This window comes from Streptomyces sp. NPDC018000, from assembly GCF_044328025.1.
Classification (GTDB): domain Bacteria; phylum Actinomycetota; class Actinomycetes; order Streptomycetales; family Streptomycetaceae; genus Streptomyces.
Window position 1 is genome coordinate 20774 of record NZ_JBIRGM010000016.1, and the last position, 26587, is coordinate 47360.

Consider the following 26587-nt stretch of genomic DNA (forward strand, 5'->3'; position numbering starts at 1 on the left):
GTGTTACGAAGAGGCATGCGCGCCCCCGACAGCTTTGACGCAGTGATCGTGGGCGGCGGCCACAACGGTCTGGTCGCCGCTGCCTACCTCGCCCGCGCCGGACAGTCCGTCCTGGTCCTGGAACGCCTCGTCACCACCGGCGGAGCGGCTGTCTCCACCCGCCCCTTCGACGGGGTCGACGCCCGCCTGTCGCGCTACTCGTACCTCGTGTCCCTGCTGCCGCAGAAGATTGTCCGCGATCTCGGCCTGGGCTTCGCCGTACGCAAACGGACCGTCTCCTCGTACACCCCGACCGTGCGCGGCGGCCGCGCCACCGGGCTGCTCGTCGGCGGGGACCGTACCCGGGACTCCTTCGCCGCGCTCACCGGCTCGGACCGCGAGTACGAGGCGTGGCAGCGCTTCTACGGCATGACGCGCCACGTCGCCGAGCGGGCCTTCCCGACGCTCACCGAACCTCTTCCCACCCGCGACGCACTGCGCGAGCGGATCGGTGACAAGGCGGCCTGGCGGACACTCTTCGAGGAGCCCATCGGCGTCGCCGTCGAGAAGAACTTCAGCGACGACCTCGTACGCGGCGTCGTTCTCACCGATGCCCTGATCGGCACCTTCGCCGATGCGCACGATCCGTCCCTGCTCCAGAACCGCTGTTTCCTGTACCACGTCATCGGCGGGGGCACCGGCGACTGGGACGTCCCGGTCGGCGGCATGGGCGCGCTCACCGATGCCCTCGTCCGGGCCGCCCGCGAGGCCGGGGCCCAGATCCGCGTACAGCACGAGGCGACCCGCATCGAAACCGACGGAACACGGGCCGAGATCACCGTCCGCTCGCCCGAGGCGGAACACGTCGTCGCAGCCCGCAGGGTCCTCGTCAATGCCTCGCCGCAGGCGCTCGCCGCCCTCCTCGGGGACGAGCCGCCCACCCCGGCCGAGGGCGCGCAGCTGAAGGTGAACATGCTGCTCACCCGGCTGCCCCGGTTGCGCGACCGCACCGTCGACCCGCGCGAGGCATTCGCCGGCACGTTCCACATCGCCGAGGGATACGGACAACTCGCCGACGCCTACCGGGACGCGGCGGCGGGCCGGCTGCCCGGCGCCCCGCCGTCCGAGATCTACTGCCACTCGCTGACCGACCCGTCGATCCTCGGCCCCGGCCTCGCCGCCCGCGGCTACCAGACCCTCACCCTCTTCGGCCTGCACACCCCCGCGCGGCTCTTCGCGGCCGACAACGCGGCGACGCGCGCCGAGCTGCTGACGGCCACGCTCGCCGAACTCGACGCGCACCTGGACGAGCCGATCACCGACTGCCTGGCACGTGACAGGAACGGCGAGCCGTGCATCGAGGCGAAGTCACCGCTCGACCTCGAACAGGATCTGCGGCTGCCCGGCGGCCATATCTTCCACCGGGACCTCGCGTTTCCGTACGCCACCGAATCCACCGGCCGGTGGGGTGTGGAGACGGCGCACGCCAATGTGCTGCTCTGCGGGGCGGGTGCCGTACGCGGTGGCGGGGTCAGCGGGGTTCCCGGCCACAACGCCGCGATGGCGGCGCTGGGCCGGTGATCCTCTTGTGCAGGCGACCGAACACACGCCGCCTGCGAAGGCGACACGGCATTTCCGACTTCACCATGGGCCCAGGGACGCGCTCAGCGAGGCGGCGTGACCAGTCCCAGCTCATAGGCGGTGATCACGAGCTGAACCCGGTCCCGGGCGCCCGGCTTGGTGAACAACCGCGCCACGTGCGACTTGGCCGTGGCCACCGTGATGAAGAGATCCTCCGCGATCTCGGTGTTCGACCGGCCGCGTCCGACCAGGGTGTGCACTTTCGCCGGGCAGGCATCCAGCCGGCCGACTCCGGGCCGGCCAGAGATGGCTGCGTAGCGGCTGCACTGTCGAAGACAGGTTTTCTAGACGCGATTGATGCGGTACACGTCTCGTACACAGAGGTTGAGGACTGTGGAGACCACGATGGCACCGGCACAGACCAGGAGCACGGTGCGATCGGCCCAGGCATGTGTGGCGAGCGCGGTGATGAGGTAGCCGAGCGGGATGGCGATTCGCTCACCGACACCGTTGAATGAGCTCATACGGCCCAGCTCCTCCTGGGGCACGTGCTGTTGGAGCGTGGTGGTCCACGCCACGATGGCGACATCCAGCCCGAAGCCCGCGAGTACGGCACTGAGCAGCACCCAGGGCAGGGCCAGACCCATTCCCAGCGCCGCCGGTGGCAGGCAGAGCCCGGAGCCGGTGATGACGGCAACGACCAGCAGACGGTGGGGCTTCCAGCGCAGGCACACCACCGTCCCCGCCAGCAGCCCGAACGCGAACGCGCCTTGGACGAGCCCCCAGAAACGCGCCCCCGAGCAGATCCTCTGACCGTGCCATCGGACCGGCGGCCCGGCGGGATTCAGTCCGCCGACGCCGTCCATCCCAGCGCCTCGATGCCCGCGGCATCGCCGGGCCTGCTCTCGTCGAAGACCGTCCGGTGGCCGTCCTCGACCCGGAAGGCATCCACGTACACCCCGCGCCCGACGTACCGCTGATCCGTGGCGTACCGCCACCGCAGCCGCACCTCCTTGCCGCGCCATGCGGCGAGGTCCGCGTCGAGACGGTGCCAGACCCGGCCGGACCAGCCGGAGACCGAGCCCGTTGGATGCGGTTGGGGTTCCGGGTGGGGTTGATCGGCCATCGGTACGGTGGTGAACGGCACCGGCTGCCAGGTCGCTCCGGCGTCCGCCGACGCCTCCAGGAAGAGGAAATCGGACCCGGGCTCGGTGTCCCACCACAGGGCCGAGCTCAGCCGGGCCCGCGATGATGAGAGATGCAGCGCGGGCAGCGTGAGCGTCGCGCTGGTGGCGCTCGCCAGCCCCGAGAACCACGCCGTACGTCCCCGGGCGGGACGGACCGCGACGGCGCGCGCCATCTGGTTGGCGGTGGCGACGCGCGGCGCGCTGCCGGAGCGCCAGCTGCGCACCGGATGCACCGAGTTGCCGAGGACGACGAGGAACGAGTCGGTCGTGGGGTCCAGGACCAGACTGGTGCCGGTGAACCCGGTGTGGCCTGCGGTACGAGGGGTTGCCATCGCCCCCATGTACCAGTGCTGGTAGAGCTCGAAGCCGAGTCCGTGTGCATTGCCGGGGAACGCGGTGTTGAAGTCCGTGAACAGCAGGTCCACCGATTCCTCGGAGAGAATCCGCGCGCGGCCGTAGACGCCGCCGTTGAGCAGCGTACGGGCGAGGACCGCGAGATCCCAGGCGCAGGAGAAGACTCCGGCATGGCCCGCCACGCCGTCCAGGCTGTGGGCGTTCTCGTCATGCACCTCGCCCCAGACCAGTCCCCGGTCGAGACCGGACCAGGGGAGCCGGGCATCCTCGGTCGCGGCGATCTTCGGCTTCCAGGAGGCCGGGGGGTTGTACCGGGTGCGGTGCATTCCGAGCGGAGCAGTGATCTGCTCACGGAGCAGGACATCCTGCGTGCGGCCGGTGATCTTCTCCAGGACCAGTTGCAGCGAGATCAGATTGAGGTCGGAGTAGAGATAGACCGTGCCCGGAGGGTTGGCGGGCACCTCGTTCCACAGCAACTCCAGCTTCCCCTCCCGCGTCGGTGCCTTGTACAGCGGAATCCAGGCACGGAAGCCCGACGTATGTGTGAGCAGCTGACGGATCGTGATGTTCTGCTTGCCGCCACCGGCGAAATCCGGCAGATACGAGGCAACCTCCGCCTCCAGCTCCAGCGTTCCGCGCTCGATCTGCTGCACGGCCAGGATCGAGGTGAACAGCTTCGACACCGAAGCCAGATCGAAGACCGTGTCCTCGGCCATGGCGATCTGTTGATCGGGCGGGAATTCCACCCCGGTGTCGGTCTTCTCGTCGTACGCCGCGTAGCGCACGGCCTTGCCGATCGGGTGGTGCAACGCCACCGTGCCGCCCCGCCCGGCGAGCAACACCGCACCGGCGTACCAAGGGTGTTTGGGGGAGTCGGAGAGGAACTTCTCCGCATCGGCGACCAATTGGTCCAGCGGCCCCTGCAACAGACCGGCACGGGCAGCGGATCCGCGCCGCAGCGTCGGCCGTGCCGGCTCGGATGCGGCGCTCGTCCCGCTCCCTGCGTGCATGCCCGACGACCCCGCCCCCGACTCCATGGCCGACGCCCGTTCCGCGAACGGAATCGGCGCCAGGGCGAGTGCTCCGCCCAGGGCCAGCATCCCACCGCCCAGCCTGCGTCGGCTGATCCCTCTGCCGGCCGTGTCCTCGGTCATCCGGAAACCCTTCCTGCTGCGCGAAAGTAACTTTCGAAATTTCGTCCGACGATGAAACTTCCTGCCGCCGCAGAGATTACTGTCACCACTGCCGTCGCGGAGGACTCCTGAGCCACAAAGAATCTGACACTGCATCAGAAAATCTCTTCCCTCGGATGTCCGACTGCGGCATCCTGCGCCCCATGGAGACGGAGCTGAGCAAGAAACTGGGAGTCGAGCACGCCATCTTCGGCTTCACGCCGTTCCCCGCGGTGGCCGCGGCCATCACCAGGGCCGGCGGATTCGGTGTGCTCGGCGCGGTCCGCTACACCGCCCCCGACGACCTCGCACGTGACCTCGACTGGATGCAGGAGCACACCGACGGCAAGCCGTATGGTCTCGACGTCGTCATGCCCGCGAAGAAAGTGGAGGGAGTGACCGAGGCCGACGTCGAGGCCATGATCCCGGCCGGACACCGCCAGTTCGTCCAGGACACCCTGGCCAAGCACGGCGTACCGGAGCTCGCCGAGGGCGAGGCGTCCGGCTGGCGCATCACCGGGTGGATGGAGGAAGTCGCCCGCAATCAGCTCGACGTCGCCTTCGACTACCCCATCGGCCTTCTCGCCAACGCCCTCGGGTCGCCACCCGCCGACGTCGTCCGACGCGCCCACGACCAGGGCGTTCTCGTCGCAGCGCTCGCCGGAAGTGCCAGACACGCCCGCCGCCACGCTGACGCGGGCATCGACATCGTCGTCGCCCAGGGGTACGAGGCGGGCGGCCACACCGGTGAGATCGCCTCCATGGTCCTGGTGCCGGAGGTGGTCGACGCCGTGGGACCGCTCCCCGTCCTCGCCGCCGGCGGCATCGGCAGCGGAGAGCAGATCGCCGCCGGACTCGCCCTCGGTGCCCAGGGTGTCTGGCTCGGCTCCCTCTGGCTGACCACGCAAGAGGCCGACCTCCACTCCCGCGCGCTGACCCGCAAACTCCTTGCCGCGGGCTCCGGCGACACCGTCCGCTCCCGTGCGCTCACCGGCAAACCCGCACGTCAGCTCCGTACCGAATGGACCGATGCCTGGGACGACCCGTCGGGCCCCGGCACTCTGCCCATGCCGCTCCAGGGGCTGCTGGTCGCCGAAGCCGTCTCCCGTATACAGAAATACGAGACCGGCGCGCTGCTCGGCACCCCCGTCGGCCAGATCGTCGGCCGGATGAACAGCGAACGCAGCGTGCAGGCCGTCTTCGACGATCTGACCCGCGGCTTCGAGCGCGCAGTCGACCGGATCAACCGCATCGCCGGACGGAGCGCCTCATGAACCGGCCGCCCAACGGCTTCTGGGCCCAGGCCGCCGTCGATCCCGGCCGTACGGTCCTGACCGCACCCGACGGCGAGAGCTGGACCGCTGGCCGGCTCCACGCCGCAGCCAACCGCCTCGTCCACGGACTGCGCGCGGCCGGGCTCCGAAAGGGCGACGCCTTCGCAGTCGTCCTGCCCAACGGTGTCGAGTTCTTCACCGCCTACCTCGCCGCCTGCCAGGCGGGCTTCTATCTCGTCCCCGTCAACCACCACTTCGTCGGTCCCGAGATCGCCTGGATCGTCTCCGACTCGGGCGCCAAGGTACTCATCGCCCACGAGCGGTTCGCCCAGGCGGCGACGGGGGCCGCGGACGAGGCGAAGCTCCCGGCGAGCCACCGCTATGCCGTGGGAACGGTCGACGGATTCCGTCCGTACGCCGAACTGCTCGAAGGACAGCCCGACGCACCTCCCGAGGCCCGCACTCTCGGCTGGGTCATGAACTACACCTCGGGCACCACTGGCCGCCCGCGCGGCATTCGCCGTCCGCTCTCCGGCAAGCTCCCCGAGGAGAGCCACCTCGGCGGATTCCTCGGCATCTTCGGTATCAGGCCCTTCGACGACAACGTCCATCTGGTCTGCTCGCCGCTCTACCACACGGCCGTCCTCCAGTTCGCGGGCGCGTCCCTGCACATCGGGCACCCGCTGGTCCTGATGGACAAGTGGACGCCCGAGGAGATGCTGCGGCTCATCGGCACCCACCGTTGTACACACACGCACATGGTCCCGACCCAGTTCCACCGACTCCTCGCCCTCCCCGACGAGGTGAAGCGGAGATACGACGTCACAGCCATGCGCCATGCCATCCACGGTGCGGCGCCCTGCCCCGACCACGTCAAACGCGCCATGATCGACTGGTGGGGGCGGTGCGTCGAGGAGTACTACGCCGCCAGCGAGGGCGGCGGCGCCTTCGCCACCGCGGAGGACTGGCTGAAGAAACCCGGCACGGTCGGCCGGGCCTGGCCGATCAGCGAACTCGCCGTCTTCGACGACGACGGCAACCGCCTGCCGCCCGGCGAGCTCGGCACCGTCTACATGAAGATGAACACCGGCGGCTTCAGCTACCACAAGGACGAGACCAAGACGAAGAAGAACCGCATCGGCGACTTCTTCACCGTCGGCGACCTCGGCATCCTCGACGAGGACGGCTATCTGTTCCTCCGCGACCGCAAGATCGACATGATCATCTCCGGCGGTGTCAACATCTACCCCGCCGAGATCGAGAGCGCCCTCCTCAGCCACCCCGCGGTCGCCGACGTGGCAGTCTTCGGCATCCCGCATCCCGACTGGGGCGAGGAGGTCAAGGCGGTCGTCGAACCGGCCGGGACATACGAGACGGGGGACGCTCTGGCCGCCGAGATCCTGCGCCACTGCGAACACCATCTGGCCGGGTACAAGCGCCCCCGGAGTATCGACTTCATCGAGGAGATGCCCCGCGATCCCAACGGCAAGCTGTACAAGAGGCGGCTGCGTGACCCGTACTGGGAAGGGCACCAGCGAGCACTGTGAACCGCTGCCCGCCCGGACCGGGTCGTGCGCGGGGCCGCGCCCTCGCCGTCGGGAGACAGGCCGCCGCGCCCTGCGCTGATGGCCGTGACAGCGGTGAGCGTGGGCGCGGCGCTGGGGCAGTACGGCGCCTCTGGCTGGGACTTGCGCCACCTGCTGTTCGCGGTGGGAGGGCTTGCCCTGTTGGTGGTGTTCGCGCCGCGGCTGCTGCCGGCCGGCACCTGGCGCGGCGCGCGCGGCCTGCCGGTCACGGTGCCGCTGCGCGGGCTGAGTTCAGGGGTGTTCTTCACGCTGGAGGCACTCGTGCCGCTGATGCTGGTCACCGGCTCCCGGCCGGCAGCAGCCGCGCCGCGCCCACGCTCACCGCTGTCGCGACGCGATGCCCGCGCAGCAGCACCGTGCTGTCGGCCGGCACCTGGCATGCCGCGCCGGCCGCGACCGCCTCCTCGCCCCCGGGCAGCGAGGATCCGCCGCCCCGGGTCGTGTGCGGGGCCGCGCCCTCGCCGGCCGCGTTGGGTGTCTCCTCCGCTTCGTTCAACGCCTGCGTGGGCGCCGGCTCGACCGACTTCGTCGGCTACCGCGCCGCCTTCGGGCTGCTGCTCGCGCCGTGCATCCTGGCGGCTCTGCTCGCGACTCGCGCTCGCGCCGGCAGCGCGTGAGCGAACCGCACCTCCTCCGGACAGCTTCAACTCGGTCCCCGCATCGCCCATATGGTGCCGCTCGCGATCGGCCCCCGACCGCCCCACGGGCGCACAAGGACCGATCGCACCTCACGGAGCCACTGGCGTTCGTGCCCCCGCACCACCGCAGCGCCGGCGAGCAGCGGGCAGTTGCCAACCCCTTGACCACCGGGTTCCGGCCGCACAGGATCACACCATGACAGGCGTACGGAGCAGCACAGTCGATGGTGTCGTGGCCCGCAGCGCCCGGCGCACCCCCGCGAGGACCGCCCTGCGGTACGCGGAGAGGTCCTGGACCTACGCGGAACTCGACACGGCCGTCAGTACCGTGGCGGCGGTCCTCACCGGCGAGCACGGGCTGCACCCCGGCGACCGGGTCGCCTCGTACGCGCACAACTCCGACGCGTATCTGATCGGCTACCTCGCCTGTGCCCGCGCGGGCCTGATCCATGTGCCGGTCAACCAGAACCTCACCGGCGACGATCTCATGTACCTCCTCGAACAGTCCGGCAGCGTCCTCGTCCTCACCGACCCGGACCTCGCCGACCGGATTCCGGCCGCGTTCTCCGTACGCGCGCTGCGCGACGCACCGGACTCCCTCCTGGACGCCACCGCCACCCCGCGCCCCTTCACCCCGGAGCGCGAACCGGCCGCGGGAGACCTCGTCCAACTGCTCTACACCTCGGGCACCACAGCACTCCCCAAGGGTGCGATGATGACCCACGGCGCGCTCGTCCACGAGTACGTCAGCGCGATCACGGCACTCGATCTGCGCGCCACCGACCGGCCGGTCCACTCTCTGCCGCTCTACCACTCCGCACAGATGCATGTGTTCCTGCTGCCCTATCTCGCGGTCGGCGCAGTGAACATCATCCTCGACGCGCCGGATGTGAACCGGATCTTCGATCTCGTCGAGACGGGGCAGGCCGACAGCGTCTTCGCGCCGCCGACCGTCTGGGTCGGCATCTCCCGGCACCCCGGCTTCACCACGCGCGAACTCGGCGCGCTGCGCAAGGCGTACTACGGTGCGTCGATCATGCCCGTACCCGTACTGGAACGGCTCCGCGACCGGCTGCCCGCACTTGCCTTCTACAACTGCTTCGGACAGAGCGAGATCGGCCCGCTCGCCACCGTCCTCGGACCGGACGAGCACGAGGGCCGGATGGACTCCTGCGGCAGGCCCGTCCTCTTCGTCGAGGCCCGGGTCGTGGACGAGGACGGCAAGGAGGTCCCCGACGGCACGGCCGGTGAAGTGGTCTACCGCTCGCCCCAGCTGTGCGAGGGCTACTGGGACAAGCCCGAGGAGACAGCGCGGGCCTTCCGCGACGGCTGGTTCCACTCCGGCGACCTCGCCGTGCGTGACGCGGAGGGCTTCTTCACCGTCGTCGACCGGGTGAAGGACGTCATCAATTCCGGCGGTGTCCTCGTCGCCTCCCGCCAGGTCGAGGACGCTCTCTACACCCATCCCGCCGTTGCCGAGGCCGCGGTCGTCGGGCTGCCCGACGACCGCTGGATCGAGGCTGTCACCGCCGTGGTCGTCCTGCGGGGCGAAGCGACGGAGACAGAACTCATCGACCACGCCCGTGAGCGGCTCGCTCATTTCAAGGCCCCGAAGAAGGTTCTCTTCGTGGAGGAACTGCCGCGCAATGCGAGCGGTAAGATCCTCAAGCGGAAGCTGCGCGACCGGTTTGCTCGGCAGGCGTGAATGTCCTGCGGTGCGTCCGTGGCCGGCCCTACTTCCCCCCGCGCTCGTCGACGATGCGCTTGACTTTGCCGACCGACCTCTCCAGCGTCTCGGGATCGACGATCTCGACCCCGACCGACACCCCGATTCCGTCCTTGACGGCTGCCCTGATCGACTCCGCCGAGGCTATACGCTGCTCCGGCGTGGCCCCCGCCCGTGCCTCCGCCCGCACGGTCAGTGCGTCGAGGCGGCCCTCGCGGGTCAGCCGCAACTGGAAGTGCGGCGCCACCCCCGGTGTGCGCAAAACGATTTCCTCGATCTGTGTCGGAAAAAGATTCACCCCGCGCAGGATCACCAGATCGTCACTGCGCCCCGTCACCCTCTCCATCCGCCGGAACACCCGCGCCGTGCCCGGCAGCAGCCGGGTCAGGTCCCTCGTCCGATAGCGAATCACCGGCATGGCCTCTTTGGTGAGCGAGGTGAACACCAGCTCGCCCGTCTCACCCTGAGGCAGCACCTCGCCGGTGAACGGATCGACGACCTCCGGATAGAAGTGGTCCTCCCAGATGTGCAGCCCGTCCTTGGTCTCCACACACTCCTGCGCGACACCGGGCCCCATCACCTCCGAAAGGCCGTAGATGTCGACCGCGTCGATCGCGAACCGCTCCTCGATCTCGCGCCGCATCCCCTCCGTCCATGGCTCGGCACCGAAGATCCCGACCTTCAGGGACGTCGAACGCGGATCGACGCCCTGGCGCTCGAACTCGTCGAGCAGCGTCAGCATGTACGAGGGTGTCACCATGATGATCTCGGGCCGGAAGTCCTGGATCAGCTGGACCTGGCGGGCCGTCATGCCGCCGGAGGCCGGGATGACCGTACAGCCGAGCCGTTCCGCTCCGTAGTGTGCTCCCAGACCGCCGGTGAACAGCCCGTATCCGTACGCCACATGGACCTTCTGCCCGGGACGGCCGCCGGCGGCCCGGATCGAGCGGGCGACCACGTCCGCCCAGGTGTCCAGGTCCCGCTGGGTGTATCCGACGACGGTCGGACGGCCCGTCGTCCCGCTGGACGCGTGGATCCTCCGTACACGCTCCTCGGGGACGGCGAACATGCCGAAGGGGTAGTTGTCCCGCAGATCCGCCTTGGTCGTGAAGGGGAAGCGGGCGAGATCGGCGAGTGTACGGCAGTCGTCCGGGTGCAGCCCGGCCTTGTCGAACGCGGCCCGGTAGTGACCGACGTTCTCGTACGCGTGGTGCAGCGTGGCCCGCAACCGTTCCAGCTGGAGTGCCTCCAGCTCGTCCCGGGCCAGTCGTTCCGCCGCGTCCAGCAGAGCCGTCATCCGGATCTCCTCTTCCGTACAGGCGACCGATCGTTCGGTCGATCTTTCGGTAGAAGTAATTCAGGATGCTCCGCCACATGGCAAGAGGGACGACACGGCTGATCTGTGTCGCCCCTTCACCGCCGTCGCACCGCTGCGCCTGCGCCACCTCTCGCGGATACGCTCATACCGGACACGGCTGCACCCCTGGCCGGTCCTGTTCGGATGGCCTACGTCGCCCCGCCGACAGGGTCAGGGCCGGTGCAGCAGGGAGGCCAGGACCTCCTGGAGGGTGGCCTCGGCGTCGGCCACGGAACCCGTCGACCGCCAGGCCACGAAGCCGTCGGGACGCACCAGCACGGCGCCTTCGGGCGTCGTGCCATGGATCTCGGCCCAGTCGGCCCCGTTCTCCGGCTCCAGATCGGCGCCCGGGCCGATGCCGTACGCCTGCAGCCGTACCGAAAGCCGGGCGGCGACCCGCGCCGCCGCCCGCTGCCATGCCACGTCCTCACCGTCGGTGAGCAGCACGAGAGTGCGCTCGTACAGATCCAGAGTGGACTTGCGATCACCGGCCTGACGGACCCACAGATGCGGTGCACGACTTCCTGGTTGACCATTCAGCTGCATTCCCTGCGGCACGACCGGCTGCTGCGGATCGGCACCCAGCACGGCGCCGCGTACATAGCGGTAGCCCAGAGCCACGGTGAGCATGCCGCCCTGCTTCCCGCCGCCCACGCCCGGCGCTGCCGCGTATCCCGGGTGGCTGTGCTCGCTCGAGCGCGCCGAGGCCCGCGCGCTCGTCGCCTGCGCCACCGGCATTCGCTCCGCCTCGTAGGTGTCCAGCAGACCCGGGCCCGCCTCGCCCTTCAGTACGGCGGCGAGCTTCCAGGCCAGGTTGTGCGCGTCCTGAATACCGGTGTTGGAACCGAACGCCCCGGTGGGGGACATCTCATGGGCTGAGTCCCCGGCGAGGAAGACCCTGCCGGAGGCGTACCGCTGCGCGACCCGCTCCGCGGCGTGCCACGGGGCCTTGCCGGTGATCTCGACGTCGATGTCCGGAGCGCCGACCGCCGTACGGATGTGCTCGGCACACCGTTCGTCGGTGAAGTCCTCCAGAGTTTCGCCCAGTTGGGGATGCCATGGCGCGTGGAACACCCACTCCTTCTCGTTGTCCACCGGCAACAAGGCCCCGTCCGCTGCGGGGTTGGTCAGATAGCAGACGATGAAGCGCCGGTCGCCCACGACATCGGCGAGCTGCCGGGATCGGAAGGTGATGCTCACGTTGTGGAAGAGATCACCGGGACCGGTCCGGCCGATGCGCAGCTGCTCGCGGATGGGGCTGCGCGGCCCGTCGGCCGCGATGAGGTAGTCCGCGCGCACACTGACGTGCTCTCCGGTCTCCCGGTTCTTGAGTACCGCGTCCACCCCCGCCCCGTCCTGGTCGAAGCTCTGCATTTCGGTGGAGAACCGCAGGTCACCGCCCTGCTTGCGGGCCAGTTTCACCAGCACGGGTTCCAGATCGTTCTGGCTGCACAGACACCAGCCGGACGGGCTGAAACGGGCGAGTCCGCCACCCGGGTCGATCTCCTTGAACAGCCACTTCTGGTCGTCCCCGGTGAGCGAGCCGGCTTGCAGAATTCCGTGGTTGTCGGCGAGGACCGAAGCAGCCTCCCGGATGCCCCGCTCGGCGCCCGCCGTGCGGAACACCTCCATCGTGCGCACGTTGTTGCCGCGTCCGCGAGGATGCGTCGAGGTAGCTCGGTGCTTCTCGACCAGCAGATGCTCGATGCCGAGCCGGCCGAGAAAAAGTGAGGCGGACAAGCCCACCAAGGAGCCGCCCACGATGAGGACCGGTACGCGAATGTCGACGTTCTCGTTCATCAGTTGCTCCAGCTCGGACGCCGTTCGGATGCCTTGTTCAATGCCCTTGTCGGAGCGGTTCGGACGGCCGCTCACCTGAACGGTTCATAAATCTCGCGCCACCCGGACCAGCGTTTCACGATCGGTCACGGAGACGATGCCCGCAGTCACGGGGGCGGACCGACCACATCCGTCGGGAGAGTCCCCGCTCCGAATCCACTCGCCAACCGACGGTTGACGGCATGCCATCCGGCCTGACCACGACACCGTCTCGAAGGAGATCAAAAGATGACCGCCACCCTCTCGGAACGGATCTCCCAGTCCGCCTTCGACGGTTCCAGGCTGCGTGTCGTTCTGCTGCTGGACCTCTACGACGGGGCCCAGAAGCAGTTCCTGGAGGCGTATGAGCACCTGCGTAATCAGGTGGCATCCGTCCCCGGACACATCAGCGACCAGCTGTGCCAGTCCATCGAGAACCCCTCCCAATGGCTGATCACCAGTGAATGGGAGAGCGCACCGCCGTTCCTCGCCTGGGTGAACAGCGAAGAGCACGTTGCGACAGTTCAGCCGCTGCACCACTGCGTACGTGACACCCGTTCGCTGCGCTTCAGCGTCCTGCGCGAGACCGGCAAGGCGTTCGAGCTGGCGTCCGAGGCGGCCAAGGGCCGGCTGCAGGCGTCACCCCGGCTGGGCGACGGAGTGGTGCGCCACGCGCTCACCTTCACGGTCAAGCCGGGCACAGAGGACATCGTGGCGAAGATCCTGGCCGATTACGAGTCGCCGCAGGCTCGTGTCGACGAAGGCACCCGACTGCGCCGCACTTCGCTCTTCATGCACGGAAACCGCGTCGTGCGGGCAGTGGAGGTCGAGGGCGACCTCCTCGCGGCCCTGCGGCACGTCGCCCGGCAGCCCGAGGTGAGGGCCGTCGAAGAGGCCATCAACCCGTATCTGGAGCAGGACCGGGACCTCAGCGACCCGAACTCCGCCCGGATGTTCTTCACCCGAGCCGCGCTCCCGACCGTCCACCACGTGACCGCAGGCCGGCACAGGGCCGAGGACATCCGTCGGCATGCTCTTTTCTACGAGGCCAAGGAGGGCTGCGGCATGGCACTCGCCCGGCTGCTCGCCGGCCACGACGAGGAGGCGGCCGACGACCCGGCGAGCGTCATCGACAGCAGCACCATCTTCCAACGCGACGACGTCGTCGTCCGCCTCCTCGAAGCGGTCGGACCGATCGACGCGCAGCCGGCCCAGGTGGTCGGAATCGACGGCCCCGGCAAGCTGGCCAGGCTCGGACGCCTCCTCGGCGGCGGCGCGATCGCCGTGCCCACGACGGAGCAGGGGATCTCGCGCTTCCTGACGGAGTCCGAGATGACCCTGATCACAGATCGGCGGGCCACGGAGTCCTGAATCGCGCATCCGCACCCTGGGGGGTTCTCGCTCAACCCGTCAACACAACGCGCAATGTGCCAGGAGGAAAGCAGTCATGACCATGCACCGGCCACGCATCGTGGACCTCAGCGAGACACAGCCCAACCGCAGGCGTGGAGGTGACCTCCGCGCCATGCTCACGCCGACGGCGGTGGGAGCCACCAGCGGTTTCATGGGGCTGGCCATCGTTCAGCCCGGCGACCGCATCGGCGAGCATTACCACCCGTACTCCGAGGAGTTCGTGTACGTCGTGAACGGTCTCCTGGAGGTGGATCTGGACGGTGAACCGCACCGGATGCGGCCCGACCAGGGCCTGCTGATCCCTCCCCATGTACGCCACCGATTCCGAAACGTGGGCGACGTCGAGGCGCGCATGGTCTTCCACCTCGGCCCCCTCGCCCCACGCCCGGAACTCGGCCACGTCGACACCGAGCACACGGAGTCCGCCGAGCGCATCGCGCCGCCGGAACGAACCGAGGCCGCCTCATGACCCGCCGCGTGGGGGTCACCGGTGTCGGCGTCGTGGCCCCCGGCGGCATCGGCGCACCGGCCTTCTGGGACCTCCTCGCGAACGGACGCACCGCGACCAGGGGCATCACGCTCTTCGACCCGGCCGGCTTCCGCTCCCGTATCGCCGCCGAGTGCGACTTCGACCCGGCGGCACACGGACTGGACGCGGACCAGGTCGCCAGGTCGGACCGGTACGTCCAGTTCGCGATGGTTGCCGCCAGGGAGGCTCTTGGTGACGCGGGGCTCGATCCGGAGAAGGTGGACCCCTGGCGGATGGGCGTGTCGCTGGGCACCGCTGTCGGCGGCACCACCCGACTGGAGCACGACTACGTCGCCGTCAGCGACAGCGGCGCCCGCTGGGATGTCGACCACCGGTCGGCCGGCGCCCACCTGGAGCGGGCCTTCTCACCCAGCTCCCTCGCCTCGGCGGTGGCCGAACAGGTCGGCGCACACGGCCCGGTGCAGACCGTCTCCACGGGCTGCACCTCCGGTCTCGACGCAATCGGGTACGCCTTTCACTCCATCGAGGAGGGCCGCGTCGACGTCTGTATCGCCGGGGCGTCCGACTCACCGATCACCCCGATCACGGTGGCGTGCTTCGACGCGATCAAGGCCACCTCGGCGAACAATGACGACCCCGAGCACGCCTCCCGGCCGTTCGACTCCCGCCGCGACGGCTTCGTCATGGGAGAGGGCGGAGCGGTGCTCGTGCTGGAGGAGCTGGAACATGCCCGGGCCCGCGGAGCGACCGTGTACTGCGAGATCGCGGGCTACGCCACCTTCGGCAACGCCTACCACATGACCGGGCTGACCCCCGAAGGGCTGGAGATGGCCGAGGCGATCAACCGGGCCCTCGATCACGCCCGCATGGACGGCTCGCAGATCGACTACGTCAACGCGCACGGCTCCGGCACCAAGCAGAACGACCGGCACGAGACGGCCGCGGTGAAGCGGGCTCTGGGCGCGCACGCCTACGACGTACCGATGAGCTCGATCAAGTCCATGATCGGCCACTCGCTGGGCGCTATCGGCGCCATAGAGATTGCCGCGTGCGTACTCGCCCTGGTCCACCAGACGGTGCCGCCGACGGCGAACTACGAGAGCCCGGACCCGGAGTGCGACCTCGACTACGTGCCGCGCACCGCACGTCCCCTGAAGCTGCGCAGCGTCCTGTCGGTCGGCAGTGGGTTCGGCGGCTTCCAGTCCGCGGTGGCCCTGACGAGAACAGGAGGGAGGACACCATGAGAACCCGCAAAGTGCGGCGCACCGTCGTCACCGGTATCGGTGTCGTCGCCCCCAACGGAACCAACACCGAGGCCTTCTGGAAGAGGACGCACGAAGGAATGAGCGTCCTCGACCGGGTCACCCGCGAGGGATGCGAGCAGCTTCCCCTGCGGGTCGCGGGCGAGGTGCGGGGCTTCGAGGCGTCCGAGCTGATCGAAGAGCGCTTCATCGTCCAGACCGACCGGTTCACGCACTTCGCTATGGCTGCGGCGGACATCGCGCTGGACGACGCCCGGCTGGGCCGCGCCGACTACGAGAGTTCGCCCTTCGACGTCGGCGTGGTGACCGCTGCCGGGTCCGGGGGCGGCGAATTCGGCCAGCGTGAACTCCAACGGCTGTGGGGACAGGGATCCACCTACGTGGGTCCTTACCAGTCCATCGCCTGGTTCTACGCCGCCAGCACCGGCCAGATCTCGATCCGTGGCGGCTTCAAGGGGCCGTGCGCGGTCGTGGCCAGCGACGAGGCGGGCGGTCTGGACGCGCTGGCGCATGCCGCCCGTTCGATCCGCCGCGGCACCGAAGCAGTCGTGGTCGGTGCGGCCGAGGCACCGCTCGCGCCCTACTCGGTCGTCTGCCAGGTCGGGTACGAGGACCTGAGCACCAGCGACGACCCGGCCCGCGCCTACCGGCCGTTCACCTCGGATGCCTGCGGCTTCGTGCCGGCCGAGGGCGGCGCGATGCTGGTGGTCGAGGAGGAGCAGTCGGCCCGTCGGCGCGGGGCCCGTGTGCGGGCCGAAGTCGCCGGGCACGCTGCCACGTTCACCGGAGCGTCCCGGTGGGAGGAGTCCCGGGAGGGTCTCGCCCAGGCGATCATCGGCGCCCTTCGGGAGGCCGACTGCGCGCCGGACGAGATCGACGTCGTCTTCGCGGACGCACTCGGCGTACCCGCGGCCGACCGCGCCGAGGCCCTCGCGATCGCTGACGCACTCGGCGCGCACGGCCGGCGGGTACCGGTGACGGCGCCCAAGACCGGCATCGGGCGCGCCTACTGCGGTGCGCCGGTGCTGGACGCAGCCGCCGCCGTGCTTTCCATGGAGAACGCGCTGATCCCGCCCACCCCGAACGTCTACGACGTGTGCCACGACCTCGATGTGGTCACCGGCCAGGCGCGCCCCGCGGAAATGCGGACGGCGCTCGTGCTCAGCCGCGGGCTCATGGGCTCGAACGCGGCGATGGTGCTGCGGCGCCCCACCGACATCCAAGTGTGAGTAAGGAGAAGTCCTCATGACCGATCGACTGACCTATACGGAACTCGCCGTCCTGATGAAGAAGGGCGCCGGACTCACCGTCGACCCGCGGGACATGGAGAAGCGACCCGGGTCCGCCTTCGACGAGTTCGGCCTCGACTCGCTCGGCCTCCTCGGCATCGTGGGCGTGCTGGAGAACCGGCACGGCAGGGCGCTGCCGGCCGATGCCGACCGCTGCAAGACCCCCCAGGAATTCCTCGACCTCGTCAACAACAGCCTCATGACTGGAGCCTGAAGTGTCCGGACACACCGAGAACGAGATCACCATCGCCGCCCCCCTGGACCTCGTCTGGGACGTGACGAACGATCTGGAGAACTGGCCGCGGCTGTTCAGCGAGTACGCCGCGGTCGAAGTCATCGAACGGGACGGCGACAGCACGACGTTCCGCCTGACCATGCACCCCGATGAGAACGACAAGGTGTGGAGCTGGGTCTCCGAGCGGACCGTCGACCGCGCCGGCCGCACGGTCCGCGCCCGCCGTGTCGAGCCGGGCCCCTTCCAGCACATGAACATCCGGTGGGAGTACTCGGAGGTCCCCGGCGGTACGAAGATGCGCTGGGCCCAGGACTTCGCGATGCGGCCCGACGCACCCGTCGACGACGCGTGGATGACCGACAACATCAACCGCAACTCCAAGATCCAGATGGAGCTCATCCGGGACAAGATCGAGCAGCGCGCCCGGGAGCGCCGTACCGCCTCGGTCACTGCCGGCTGACCCGTCGTCCGCCCACGACTCGCCGCCCGGCCGCCCGGCCGGGTGGCCGGGCCGGAACCAGAAAGGCATCCCACGATGCACCATGCTCTGATCGTCGCCAAGATGGCGCCGGGTTCGGCGCCGGACATCGCCGAGCTGTTCGCAGCCTCCGACAGCAGCGAACTGCCGCACCTCGTCGGGGTCTCCAGGCGCAAGCTCTTCCAGTTCGGCGACGTCTATCTGCACCTGATCGAATCGGACCGCCCGCCGGGCCCCGAGATCGCCAAGGTGACGGAGCACCCGGCGTTCAAGGACATCAGCGACAAGCTCACCGCCTATGTGAGCGCGTACGATCCGCAGACCTGGCGCAGCCCCAAGGACGCCATGGCCCACGAGTTCTACCGGTGGGAGCGCGGCAGCAACGCTTGAGAACAGGAAATCGCCTGGGGTCCGGCCGATCGGCCGGACCCCAGGCGATTTCCGTCGTTCCCGGGGCGGGGAGAGAGATCAGTCCGGGACCACGCATTCGAACGCGTGGAGGTAGGCGTTGACCGGGACCACCTTGCCGATCAGCAGCCCGGCATCCGAGATCCGGCTGACCAGACTTTCCCTGGTGTGCTTCGCACCGCCGACATTGAGGAGCAGCAGCAGGTCCATCGCGGTGGTGAACCGCATCGACGGGGTGTCGTCGACGAGGTTCTCGATGACGACGACCCTGGCTCCGGGGCGGGCAGCCGCGATGACATTGCGCAACGTCCGGCGCGTGCTTTCGTCGTCCCACTCCAGGATGTTCTTGATGATGTAGAGATCGGCCTCGATGGGGATGGCCTCGCGGCAGTCCCCGGCCACGATACGAGTCCGGTCGACGAGCGGCCCCTCGTCCCGCAGCCGGGCGTCGGCCCGAGCCACCACACCCGGCAGGTCCATCAGGGTGCCGCGGAGCGACGGGTGCTTCTCCAGCAGACTCGCCAGTACGTGCCCCTGGCCGCCGCCGATGTCCGCGACCGCGGACACCCCGGTGAGGTCGAGGAGTTCGGCGACGTCCAGCGCGGACTGGATGCTGGAGGTGGTCATGGCCCGGTTGAAGATCTGGGCCGACTCGTGGGCGTCCTGGTGGAGGTAGTCGAAGAACCCCTTGCCGTGCACGTCCGCGAAGACGCTCTTGCCGGTACGCACCGCGTCGTCGAGGTGCGGCCAGACCTCCCAGGTCCAGGGCTCGGTGCACCACAGGGAGATGTCACGCAGGCTGTTCGGGTCGTTTTCGCGCAGCAGGCGGGACATCTCGGTGTGGGCGAAGCACCCCTCCGGGGTCTCGGTGAAGATTCCGTAGCAGGACAGGGCGCGCAGCAGCCGGCGCAGGGGCACCGGCTCGGTCTTCACCAGCGTCGCGAGCTCCTGCGCGGTCGTCGGCGTCTCGCCCAGCGCGTCGGCCACGCCCAGCTGGGCCGCGGCGCGTACGGCGGCCGCGCGGGCCGCTCCGAAAGCGATCTCACGCAGTTGCATCGCCGGCTGAGGGGGTGTGACGGGGTGCGGGAGGGCTGTATGTACGGGGGGCGGTGTGGGGGTGGGACTCACAGTGGTCACGCTTGTTTCGCCTCTCCTCGTGCGGGGGTGCAGCGGTCAGCACATCCCGGTCGGTGTGGACTTCGTGCAGACGTTGGCGACGAAGGTGTTGCCCTTACCGGTGTCCCCATTGACCAGGTCGGCCGGCTTGTTGCCGAGCGCGACATTGCCGCTGATGTTGTGGCCGGTGTTCTTCGTGCCCACGAAGCTCTTGAACAGCACGACCCCGCCGGAGAGTGGCGTGGCGCCCACGTTGTTGCTGATCGTGTTCGAGCGCACCTTGGTGTCCGCGGCACCGGTGAGTACGATGCCGGAACCCTGGATGGCGGGCAGCCGTTTGGTCTTGGGGCAGAACTTGTTGTTGTCGTTGATCTGGTTGGCGTGGACCGTCATGGCTCCGGCCTGCGGCTTGCCCTCGTCGCCCACGACGAACACACCGCTGCAGTTGCCGGTGAAGGTGTTGTCGTGGACCGACAGGTTTCTGACGCGCCTGGCGGTGAACCCGATCCGGTTGTCCGTGAGCGTGTTGTCCTGGAGCTCGGTGCCGCGGGTGTCGGTGGCGCCGCCCTCCTCGTCGACGGTGTTCGCGACGAAGATGCCCGCGTCGCCGTTGGCGCGGGCGGTGTTGCCCGTGAACCGGCCGCGGGTGGAGCGCTCCTGGGCGATGCCCCAGACGCCGTTGTGCTCGGAGGTCACCCGCCGGACGGTCAGCCGGTCCGTCCGGGAGGCCCAGATGCCGTTCTTCTTGAATCCCGAGACGTTGAGCGAGTCGATGCTCACGCCGTCGACGGTCCGGCCCGGTCTGCCCAGGACGCAGATTCCGCTGCCGGCTTTCACGCAGGCGTCGGCGGACCGCGTTTCCTTTGCCGGGGGCTTGATGACGGTCCGGCTGCCGAGGCCGCGCAGGGTCAGGTTCGCCTTGTCGATCAGGACGCTCTCCCGGTAGGTGCCGGGCAGGACGACCACCGTTTCGCCGGGCTTGGCGGCGTTCACCGCCTTCTGGATCGACTCGCCGGGGTGCACCACACGCGGGCTCGCGGCGGTGGCGGTGGCGTTGGCGGAGGTGGACTGAATGACCGTGACCGCGCCGAGTCCTGCGGCCGAGACGACCGCGACCGGGACAATGGCCTTGATGTGTCGTTTCCTCATGAGCCGAAGTTATGGGCGATTTCCCCCTATTGCCACATAAGGTGACCAATTGGGTGCAGAGCGCGTCCGAATGGCTCACACCACCGCCCGCCGCCCCGGAGTGGACGCGCGGCGGTGCACTCGGGTGATCCGGGCCGGAGCCTGTACAGGCGTCCCTCGGGCGAACCGGCCCGGCGCCGTTCGGGTGACATTCGGTCCTCGGTTGCCAGTCTCAGAGCTTGTCGGTCCCGCGTGCGGGCGCGACGACCGATCGGGCCCACCGGTAGTCGGCCTTGCCGCTCGGTGAGCGCTGGATCTGTGGGGTGATCACCAGGCGGCGGGGGATCTTGTACCCGGCCAGACGGGTCCTGCAGTGCGCCTGGACGTCGTCGAGCGAGGGCTCGGCCGCCCCTTCGCGCAGCTGCACCACCGCCGCGACATGGTTTCCCCACCGTTCGTCGGGCACTCCGGCGACCAGCGCGTCGTACACGTCCGGATGAGCCTTCAGTGCCTGCTCGACCTCCTCGGGATACACCTTCTCGCCCCCGGTGTTGATGCACTGCGAACCGCGGCCGAGGACCGTGACGATGCCGTCCGCGTCGACGGTCGCCGAGTCGCCGAGCAGCACCCAGCGCTCGTCGGCCCTGTGGAAGAACGTCTCCGCGGTCTTCTGCGGGTCGTTGTAGTACCCGAGCGGCACATGGCCGCGCTGGGCGAGCCGCCCCGGCTCGCCCGGGGCCACCGGCTCGCACGTCGTCGGATCGACCACCGCTGTACGCGAGTTGACCTGGAGACGGAACCCCTTCTCCGGGCCCGAGTCGGCCGTCGCCGTACCGTTGAAACCGGATTCCGACGAGCCGAAGTTGTTCAGCAGCATCACTGTCGGGACCAGTGCCTGGAACTCCGCACGCACCGAGTCCGACATGATCGCGCCCGAGCTGGAGACGGAGAACATCGACGAACAGTCGGTGCCCTTCAGCGGACCCTTCAGAGCGTCGATCAACGGCCGCAGCATCGCATCGCCCACCAGGGAAACGCTGGTGACCTTTTCCTTCTCGATCGTACGGAGAACCTCCTGGGGCGCGAACTTGCGGTGGATCACGACCCGCTGCCCGAAGTTGAAAGCGATGAACGCGGTGAGCGTCGAGGTGCCGTGCATCAGCGGGGGAGTGGGGAAGAAGGTGATCCCGTCGCCGCCCGCGGCCACCCGCTCGGCCAGCTCCTGCGGGGTCTTCACCGGCTCACCGGTCGGTGCGCCCCCGCCGAGGCCGGAGAAGAAGAGGTCCTCCTGGCGCCACATCACTCCCTTGGGCATTCCGGTCGTGCCGCCGGTGTAGATGATGAACTGGTCGTCGGCCGACCGCGGCGGGAAGCCGCGCTCCGGGCTACCGGCCGCCTCGGCGTCCGTGAACGCCACGGCATTCGGACCGCGGACACCCGCCACCGGTGCCCCCACCCGGATCAGGTGACGGAGGGTCGGTGCCTGCGGTGCGGCGGCCGAGACCCGTTCGTCGAACTCGGCGTCGAAGACCAGCGCCGCCAGATCCGCGTCGCGGTAGAGATAGGCCAACTCCTCTTCCACATAGCGGTAGTTGACATTGACCGGGACGATGCGGGCCTTGAGGCAGGCCAGCACCGTCTGGAGGTACTCGACCCCGTTGTACAGGTGCAGCCCCAGATGCTCGCCGGCGGTGATGCCCGCCTCGATCAGATGGTGGGCGATGCGGTTGGCGGCCGCGTCCAGCTCCGCGTAGGTCAGCCGGCGCTCCGCACCCGTACCGGGATGATCGAGGTAGACGAGCGCCTCGCGTTCCGGGACCGCGTCGACGACCGACTCGAACAGGTCGGCAAGGTTGTACTCCACCGTTCCTCCTGACCCCGGATGCAGACTGGCTCGGCGGTCATTAGAGCGCCGGTGGGCGCAAGTGGGAAGAGGCGCCGTCGAAGAAATCTGACTGACTGTCAGAAAACTATTGATCTGAACCCCCGCCTACTGCAACCTGTTCTAGGTCTTGAGACGGGAGGCAGGCAATGGGTGGTACGGAACACCTCACCGTGCAGCGCGAGGGCGCCACACTGGTGCTCACCTTGAACAGGCCGGAGGCGAAGAACGCGCTCTCGCTGCCGATGCTGGTCGGGCTGTACGACGGCTGGCTGGCGGCGGACGAGGACGACACCGTACGCTCGGTGGTCCTCACCGGTGCGGGCGGCTGCTTCTGCGCCGGCATGGACCTCAAAGCCCTTGCCGGCAAAGGGATGGAACGCGATCAGTACCGCGACCGGATGACCGCAGACCCCGATCTGCACTGGAAGGCGATGCTGCGCCACCACCGCCCCCGCAAACCGGTCATCGCCGCCGTCGAGGGCCACTGCGTGGCCGGCGGCACGGAGATCCTGCAGGGCACCGACATCCGAATCGCCGGGGCGAGCGCCGTCTTCGGACTTTTCGAGGTCAAGCGCGGCCTCTTCCCCATTGGAGGGTCGACGGTACGGCTTCCGCGCCAGATCGCCCGCACCCACGCGCTCGAAATGCTCCTCACCGGACGCCCGTACAGCGCCGAGGAGGCAGCCGGCATCGGGCTGATAGGCAGGGTCGTCCCCGACGGCACCGCGCTTGAGCAGGCCCTCGCCGTCGCCGGGCAGATCAATGCCTGCGGACCGCTCGCCGTCGAGGCCGTCAAGGCCTCCGTGTACGAGACCGCCGAGCTGACCGAGACCGAAGGACTCGCCGCGGAGCTGAAACGCGGCTGGCCGCTCTTCGCCACCGACGACGCCAAGGAAGGCGCCCGCGCCTTCGCCGAGAAGCGCCCGCCCGTTTACCGGCGTGCCTGAGCCAAGGAGGCAACCGTGCCCGACATCCTCAGCGCACCGATGGTGGTCGAATTCCCCTTCACCCGTTCCCTCGGGCCGGTGCAGAGCGCCTTCCTCACCGGGCTGCGCGAACGCACCGTCCTCGGCGTCCGCACCAGCGAGGGAAAGGTCCTGGTCCCACCCGTCGAGTACGACCCCGTCACCGCACAGGAGATCCGCGAGCTGACCGAAGTCGCCGCCACCGGCACCGTCACCACCTGGGCCTGGAACCCCGCCCCACGCCCCGGCCAGCCCCTCGATACCCCCTTCGCCTGGGTACTCGTCCGGCTCGACGGCGCCGACACCGCCCTGCTGCACGTTCTCGCCGCGACCGGCCCGGAAGCGGTCCGCACCGGCATGCGCGTACGGATTCGCTGGGCCCCCGAGCGGACCGGTGCCATCACGGACATCGCCTGCTTCGAACCGTACGACGGACCGTACGGCGACTCCATCGGTCAACCGGCCCCACACGGCGGCGAGTTCACCGACCCCGTCCGCGGCATCGTCACCCCCGCGCGCCTGGACTACCGGTACACACCCGGCCGCGCCCAGGGCGCGTACATCAGCGCACTCTCCGAGCAGCGCATTGTCGGCGAGCGCTGCCCCTCCTGCACCAAGGTCTATGTACCGCCCCGAGGAGCCTGCCCCACCTGCGGTGTCGCCACCGCGGAACAGATCGAGGTCGGCCCGCGCGGCACAGTGACCACGTTCTGCATCGTCAACATCAAGGCTGCTCACACCGCGAATCTCGACATCGAAGTCCCGTACGTCTACGCGCACATTGCCCTCGACGGTGCGGACCTCGCACTGCATGCGCGGATCGGCGGTATCCCGTACGACCGGGTGCGCATGGGCCTGCGGGTCGAACCCGTATGGACCGAGGGTGGGCGTCACCCCGATCACTACCGGCCGACCGGGGAGCCGGACGCCGACTACGACGCGTACAAGGAGCTGCTGTAGATGCGAGACGTAGCGATCGTCGCCTTCGCGCAGACGGACCATCTCAGGCGCACCGACGAACTCTCCGAAGTCGAGATGCTGATGCCCGTCCTCCACCAGGTCCTCGACGCGACCGGTCTCAGGGCCAGCGACATCGGCTTCACCTGCTCCGGCTCCAGCGACTACCTCGCGGGCCGCGCCTTCTCCTTCACCATGGCGCTCGACGGCGTCGGCGCCTGCCCGCCGATCTCCGAGTCCCATGTGGAGATGGACGGCGCCTGGGCGCTGTACGAGGCATGGGTGAAGATCCAGACGGGCGAGGCGGACACCGCGCTCGTCTACTCCTACGGCAAGTCCTCGCCCGGTGAGGTGCGCGACGTCCTCACCCGCCAGCTCGACCCGTACTACATCGGCCCGCTCTGGCCGGACTCCGTCGCACTCGCCGCACTCCAGGCACAGGCGCTGATCGACGCGGGCGACACCGATGAGGCAGCCCTCGCCGCGATCGCCATCCGCAGCCGTGCCGCTGCCGCCGGCAACCCGCACGCCCAGATCGCCGGCCCGGTCCCGGCCGGCGAATACGTCGTACAGCCGCTGCGGACCGGCGACTGCCCGCCGGTAGGCGACGGTGCGGCCGCCGTGATCCTCGCAGCCGAGGACACCGCACGGGCCCTGTGTCCCCGCCCCGCCTGGATCCGCGGTATCGACCACCGCATCGAGGCGCACAGTCCCGGGGTCCGGGAGTTGACCGAATCACCGTCCACCCGGCTCGCCGCCGAACGCGCCGGCGTCTTCGAACGGCCCGTGGACACAGCTGAATTGCACGCACCCTTCACCTCCCAGGAGGTGGTGTTGCGCAAGGCGCTCGGACTCGACGACAGCGTCACCGTCAACCCGTCCGGCGGTGCGCTCGCCGCCAACCCCGTCATGGCCGCCGGGCTGATCCGCCTCGGCGAGGCCGCGGCCCGCATCCACCGCGGCGAGTCCGACCGGGCACTCGCCCACGCCACATCCGGACCCTGCCTGCAACAGAACCTGGTAGCCGTCCTCGAAGGGGAGAGTGCTCATGCCTAAGGAGCCAGTGGCCGTCGTCGGCATCGGCCAGACCAAGCACGTCTCCGCCCGCCGGGACGTCTCCATCGCCGGACTCGTCCGCGAGGCCGCCGTCCGTGCGCTGGAGGACGCGGGGCTGACCTGGGCGGACATCGACGCCGTCGTCATCGGCAAGGCCCCCGACTTCTTCGAGGGCCTGATGATGCCTGAGCTCTATCTCGCCGACGCCCTCGGCGCGGTCGGCAAACCGATGCTCAGAGTGCATACCGCTGGCTCGGTCGGCGGCTCGACCGCACTCGTCGCCGCCAACCTGGTCTCCGCACGGGTGCACCGCACCGTCCTCACGCTCGCCTTCGAGAAGCAGTCCGAATCCAATGCCATGTGGGGCCTGTCGCTGCCCATCCCGTTCCAGCAACCGCTGCTGGCCGGAGCGGGCGGGTTCTTCGCCCCGCATGTCCGGGCGTACATGCGCCGCACCGGGGCGCCGGAAACGGTCGGCTCCCTCGTCGCGTACAAGGACCGTCGCAACGCGCTCAAGAATCCGTACGCGCACATCCATGACCCGGACATCACCCTGGAGAAGGTCCAGTCCGCACCGATGCTCTGGGACCCGATCCGCTACTCGGAGACCTGCCCGTCCTCCGACGGGGCCTGCGCGATGGTCCTCACCGACCGTGCCGGTGCGGACCGTTCGCCGCATCCGCCCGCGTGGGTGCACGGCGGCGCGATGCGCAGTGAACCGACGCTCTTCGCCGGCAAGGACTTCGTCTCGCCGCAGGCGGGCAAGGACTGCGCCGCCGATGTGTACCGGCAGGCGGGCATCGACGACCCCCGAAGGGAGATCGACGCCGTAGAGATGTACGTGCCGTTCTCCTGGTACGAACCGATGTGGCTGGAAAACCTGGGCTTCGCCGATGAGGGCGAGGGCTGGAAGCTCACCGAGTCCGGCGTCACCGAACTCGACGGAGATCTTCCCGTGAATCCCTCGGGCGGGGTGCTCTCCACGAATCCCATCGGCGCCTCCGGCATGATTCGCTTCGCCGAAGCCGCGCTGCAGGTACGCGGACAGGCAGGCGAGCACCAGGTGGCGGGGGCGCGAAAGGCGCTCGGTCATGCGTACGGCGGCGGGGCGCAGTTCTTCTCCATGTGGCTGGTCGGAGCCGAACCCCCCACCCGCTGACCGCAGGCCGTCCCGGACCGGAAGAAGCCCGACCCGCGGCCTGTCGGGGACGACCGTTTGCGCCGAAGACGCCA

Annotated in this window: 23 protein-coding genes and 1 pseudogene; 15 read left to right on the top strand and 9 right to left on the bottom strand. The window is 69.2% G+C overall.

Annotated elements, in window-relative coordinates:
- Window positions 1-15 precede the first annotated feature (15 nt).
- Window positions 16-1560, top strand: a complete 1545-nt coding sequence (locus ACH4EW_RS25545) for a phytoene desaturase family protein (protein WP_398260633.1) — start codon at window positions 16-18, stop codon at window positions 1558-1560.
- A gap of 83 nt (window positions 1561-1643) precedes the next feature.
- On the opposite strand, the pseudogene ACH4EW_RS25550 reads toward ACH4EW_RS25545, so the two are convergent.
- The 3 genes and pseudogenes from ACH4EW_RS25550 to ACH4EW_RS25560 form a co-directional block, all read right to left on the bottom strand.
- Window positions 1644-1823 (bottom strand): annotated as a pseudogene (locus tag ACH4EW_RS25550) (response regulator transcription factor); the annotation flags it as partial.
- An 81-nt stretch (window positions 1824-1904) separates the two neighbouring features.
- On the bottom strand, window positions 1905-2426 hold the full coding sequence (locus ACH4EW_RS25555; protein WP_398260635.1) for an MFS transporter: 522 nt from the start codon (window positions 2424-2426) through the stop codon (window positions 1905-1907).
- On the bottom strand, window positions 2405-4255 hold the full coding sequence (locus tag ACH4EW_RS25560) for a serine hydrolase (protein ID WP_398260637.1): 1851 nt from the start codon (window positions 4253-4255) through the stop codon (window positions 2405-2407). Before ACH4EW_RS25560 ends, ACH4EW_RS25555 begins: the two co-directional genes overlap by 22 nt.
- 182 nt (window positions 4256-4437) lie before the next feature.
- Here ACH4EW_RS25560 and ACH4EW_RS25565 point away from each other — a divergent pair, with 182 nt between their 5' ends.
- Window positions 4438-5547 (top strand): NAD(P)H-dependent flavin oxidoreductase, encoded by a 1110-nt coding sequence (locus ACH4EW_RS25565; RefSeq protein ID WP_398260639.1) that lies wholly within the window; start codon window positions 4438-4440, stop codon window positions 5545-5547.
- Entirely contained in the window at window positions 5544-7094 is a 1551-nt protein-coding gene (locus ACH4EW_RS25570; RefSeq protein ID WP_398260641.1) for an acyl-CoA synthetase, read from the top strand. The genes ACH4EW_RS25565 and ACH4EW_RS25570 overlap by 4 nt, the downstream gene beginning before the upstream one ends.
- Window positions 7095-7410: 316 nt before the next feature.
- On the opposite strand, the gene ACH4EW_RS25575 is transcribed toward ACH4EW_RS25570, so the two are convergent.
- Window positions 7411-7629 carry a hypothetical protein gene (locus ACH4EW_RS25575; RefSeq protein ID WP_398260643.1) on the bottom strand — a complete coding sequence of 73 codons (219 nt, stop codon included), beginning with the start codon at window positions 7627-7629 and terminating at the stop codon, window positions 7411-7413.
- 338 nt (window positions 7630-7967) lie between these two features.
- Between ACH4EW_RS25575 and ACH4EW_RS25580 the strand changes: the two genes are divergently transcribed.
- Window positions 7968-9476, top strand: coding sequence for an acyl-CoA synthetase (locus ACH4EW_RS25580; RefSeq protein WP_398260645.1), 1509 nt, complete (start codon window positions 7968-7970; stop codon window positions 9474-9476).
- A gap of 28 nt (window positions 9477-9504) precedes the next feature.
- Here the strand turns inward: ACH4EW_RS25580 and paaK are convergent, their stop codons facing one another.
- Both paaK and ACH4EW_RS25590 read right to left on the bottom strand, forming a co-directional pair.
- Window positions 9505-10794, bottom strand: a complete 1290-nt coding sequence (gene paaK / locus ACH4EW_RS25585) for a phenylacetate--CoA ligase PaaK (protein ID WP_398260647.1) — start codon at window positions 10792-10794, stop codon at window positions 9505-9507.
- Between the two features lie 231 nt (window positions 10795-11025).
- Window positions 11026-12654 carry an FAD-dependent oxidoreductase gene (locus ACH4EW_RS25590; RefSeq protein ID WP_398260759.1) on the bottom strand — a complete coding sequence of 543 codons (1629 nt, stop codon included), beginning with the start codon at window positions 12652-12654 and terminating at the stop codon, window positions 11026-11028.
- Window positions 12655-12921: 267 nt separating this feature from the next.
- On the opposite strand from ACH4EW_RS25590, the gene ACH4EW_RS25595 reads away from it, so the two are divergent.
- The 7 genes from ACH4EW_RS25595 to ACH4EW_RS25625 all read left to right on the top strand — a co-directional run bounded on the left by ACH4EW_RS25595 (window position 12922) and on the right by ACH4EW_RS25625 (window position 18229).
- A complete protein-coding gene (locus tag ACH4EW_RS25595) occupies window positions 12922-14043 on the top strand; it encodes a SchA/CurD-like domain-containing protein (RefSeq protein WP_398260649.1) in 1122 nt (373 codons plus the stop codon).
- Window positions 14044-14119: 76 nt separating this feature from the next.
- Complete coding sequence (locus tag ACH4EW_RS25600; protein WP_398260651.1) at window positions 14120-14554, top strand: cupin domain-containing protein; 435 nt, start codon at window positions 14120-14122, stop codon at window positions 14552-14554.
- Entirely contained in the window at window positions 14551-15819 is a 1269-nt protein-coding gene (locus ACH4EW_RS25605; RefSeq protein ID WP_398260653.1) for a beta-ketoacyl-[acyl-carrier-protein] synthase family protein, read from the top strand. The genes ACH4EW_RS25600 and ACH4EW_RS25605 overlap by 4 nt, the downstream gene beginning before the upstream one ends.
- On the top strand, window positions 15816-17066 hold the full coding sequence (locus ACH4EW_RS25610) for a ketosynthase chain-length factor (RefSeq protein WP_398260655.1): 1251 nt from the start codon (window positions 15816-15818) through the stop codon (window positions 17064-17066). Before ACH4EW_RS25605 ends, ACH4EW_RS25610 begins: the two co-directional genes overlap by 4 nt.
- Before the next feature lie 16 nt (window positions 17067-17082).
- Entirely contained in the window at window positions 17083-17340 is a 258-nt protein-coding gene (locus ACH4EW_RS25615) for a phosphopantetheine-binding protein (RefSeq protein WP_398260657.1), read from the top strand.
- Between the two features lies 1 nt (window position 17341).
- Window positions 17342-17821, top strand: a complete 480-nt coding sequence (locus ACH4EW_RS25620; RefSeq protein ID WP_398260659.1) for an SRPBCC family protein — start codon at window positions 17342-17344, stop codon at window positions 17819-17821.
- A gap of 75 nt (window positions 17822-17896) precedes the next feature.
- Window positions 17897-18229, top strand: coding sequence for a TcmI family type II polyketide cyclase (locus tag ACH4EW_RS25625; protein ID WP_398260661.1), 333 nt, complete (start codon window positions 17897-17899; stop codon window positions 18227-18229).
- A 78-nt stretch (window positions 18230-18307) separates the two neighbouring features.
- On the opposite strand, the gene ACH4EW_RS25630 is transcribed toward ACH4EW_RS25625, so the two are convergent.
- The 3 genes from ACH4EW_RS25630 to ACH4EW_RS25640 form a co-directional block, all read right to left on the bottom strand.
- On the bottom strand, window positions 18308-19384 hold the full coding sequence (locus tag ACH4EW_RS25630) for a methyltransferase (protein WP_398260663.1): 1077 nt from the start codon (window positions 19382-19384) through the stop codon (window positions 18308-18310).
- Between the two features lie 36 nt (window positions 19385-19420).
- Window positions 19421-20512 carry a nitrous oxide reductase family maturation protein NosD gene (locus ACH4EW_RS25635; RefSeq protein ID WP_398260665.1) on the bottom strand — a complete coding sequence of 364 codons (1092 nt, stop codon included), beginning with the start codon at window positions 20510-20512 and terminating at the stop codon, window positions 19421-19423.
- A 211-nt stretch (window positions 20513-20723) separates the two neighbouring features.
- The gene (locus tag ACH4EW_RS25640; protein ID WP_398260667.1) at window positions 20724-22355 is read right to left on the bottom strand and encodes an acyl-CoA synthetase; all 1632 of its coding nucleotides are present in this window, start codon (window positions 22353-22355) and stop codon (window positions 20724-20726) included.
- Between the two features lie 167 nt (window positions 22356-22522).
- On the opposite strand from ACH4EW_RS25640, the gene ACH4EW_RS25645 reads away from it, so the two are divergent.
- From ACH4EW_RS25645 to ACH4EW_RS25660, 4 genes are read left to right on the top strand one after another with little or no spacing between them, the layout of a single operon-like run.
- The gene (locus ACH4EW_RS25645) at window positions 22523-23323 is read left to right on the top strand and encodes a crotonase/enoyl-CoA hydratase family protein (protein ID WP_398260669.1); all 801 of its coding nucleotides are present in this window, start codon (window positions 22523-22525) and stop codon (window positions 23321-23323) included.
- Between the two features lie 15 nt (window positions 23324-23338).
- Entirely contained in the window at window positions 23339-24301 is a 963-nt protein-coding gene (locus ACH4EW_RS25650; protein ID WP_398260671.1) for a Zn-ribbon domain-containing OB-fold protein, read from the top strand.
- Complete coding sequence (locus tag ACH4EW_RS25655) at window positions 24302-25354, top strand: thiolase domain-containing protein (protein WP_398260673.1); 1053 nt, start codon at window positions 24302-24304, stop codon at window positions 25352-25354.
- A complete protein-coding gene (locus tag ACH4EW_RS25660) occupies window positions 25347-26513 on the top strand; it encodes a thiolase domain-containing protein (RefSeq protein ID WP_398260675.1) in 1167 nt (388 codons plus the stop codon). Before ACH4EW_RS25655 ends, ACH4EW_RS25660 begins: the two co-directional genes overlap by 8 nt.
- The last annotated feature ends 74 nt before the right edge of the window (window positions 26514-26587 follow it).

Bases quoted from the DNA above. Each gene is read 5' to 3' on its own strand.
- ACH4EW_RS25600 (WP_398260651.1), top strand. From the start codon at position 14,120: ATGACCATGCACCGGCCACGCATCGTGGACCTCAGCGAGACACAGCCC.
- ACH4EW_RS25635 (WP_398260665.1), bottom strand. From the start codon at position 20,512: ATGAGGAAACGACACATCAAGGCCATTGTCCCGGTCGCGGTCGTCTCG.
- ACH4EW_RS25555 (WP_398260635.1), bottom strand. From the start codon at position 2,426: ATGGACGGCGTCGGCGGACTGAATCCCGCCGGGCCGCCGGTCCGATGG.
- ACH4EW_RS25580 (WP_398260645.1), top strand. From the start codon at position 7,968: ATGACAGGCGTACGGAGCAGCACAGTCGATGGTGTCGTGGCCCGCAGC.
- ACH4EW_RS25545 (WP_398260633.1), top strand. From the start codon at position 16: ATGCGCGCCCCCGACAGCTTTGACGCAGTGATCGTGGGCGGCGGCCAC.
- paaK (WP_398260647.1), bottom strand. From the start codon at position 10,794: ATGACGGCTCTGCTGGACGCGGCGGAACGACTGGCCCGGGACGAGCTG.
- ACH4EW_RS25655 (WP_398260673.1), top strand. From the start codon at position 24,302: ATGCGAGACGTAGCGATCGTCGCCTTCGCGCAGACGGACCATCTCAGG.
- ACH4EW_RS25610 (WP_398260655.1), top strand. From the start codon at position 15,816: ATGAGAACCCGCAAAGTGCGGCGCACCGTCGTCACCGGTATCGGTGTC.
- ACH4EW_RS25560 (WP_398260637.1), bottom strand. From the start codon at position 4,255: ATGACCGAGGACACGGCCGGCAGAGGGATCAGCCGACGCAGGCTGGGC.
- ACH4EW_RS25645 (WP_398260669.1), top strand. From the start codon at position 22,523: ATGGGTGGTACGGAACACCTCACCGTGCAGCGCGAGGGCGCCACACTG.
- ACH4EW_RS25595 (WP_398260649.1), top strand. From the start codon at position 12,922: ATGACCGCCACCCTCTCGGAACGGATCTCCCAGTCCGCCTTCGACGGT.
- ACH4EW_RS25615 (WP_398260657.1), top strand. From the start codon at position 17,083: ATGACCGATCGACTGACCTATACGGAACTCGCCGTCCTGATGAAGAAG.
- ACH4EW_RS25565 (WP_398260639.1), top strand. From the start codon at position 4,438: ATGGAGACGGAGCTGAGCAAGAAACTGGGAGTCGAGCACGCCATCTTC.
- ACH4EW_RS25570 (WP_398260641.1), top strand. From the start codon at position 5,544: ATGAACCGGCCGCCCAACGGCTTCTGGGCCCAGGCCGCCGTCGATCCC.
- ACH4EW_RS25660 (WP_398260675.1), top strand. From the start codon at position 25,347: ATGCCTAAGGAGCCAGTGGCCGTCGTCGGCATCGGCCAGACCAAGCAC.
- ACH4EW_RS25625 (WP_398260661.1), top strand. From the start codon at position 17,897: ATGCACCATGCTCTGATCGTCGCCAAGATGGCGCCGGGTTCGGCGCCG.
- ACH4EW_RS25590 (WP_398260759.1), bottom strand. From the start codon at position 12,654: ATGAACGAGAACGTCGACATTCGCGTACCGGTCCTCATCGTGGGCGGC.
- ACH4EW_RS25605 (WP_398260653.1), top strand. From the start codon at position 14,551: ATGACCCGCCGCGTGGGGGTCACCGGTGTCGGCGTCGTGGCCCCCGGC.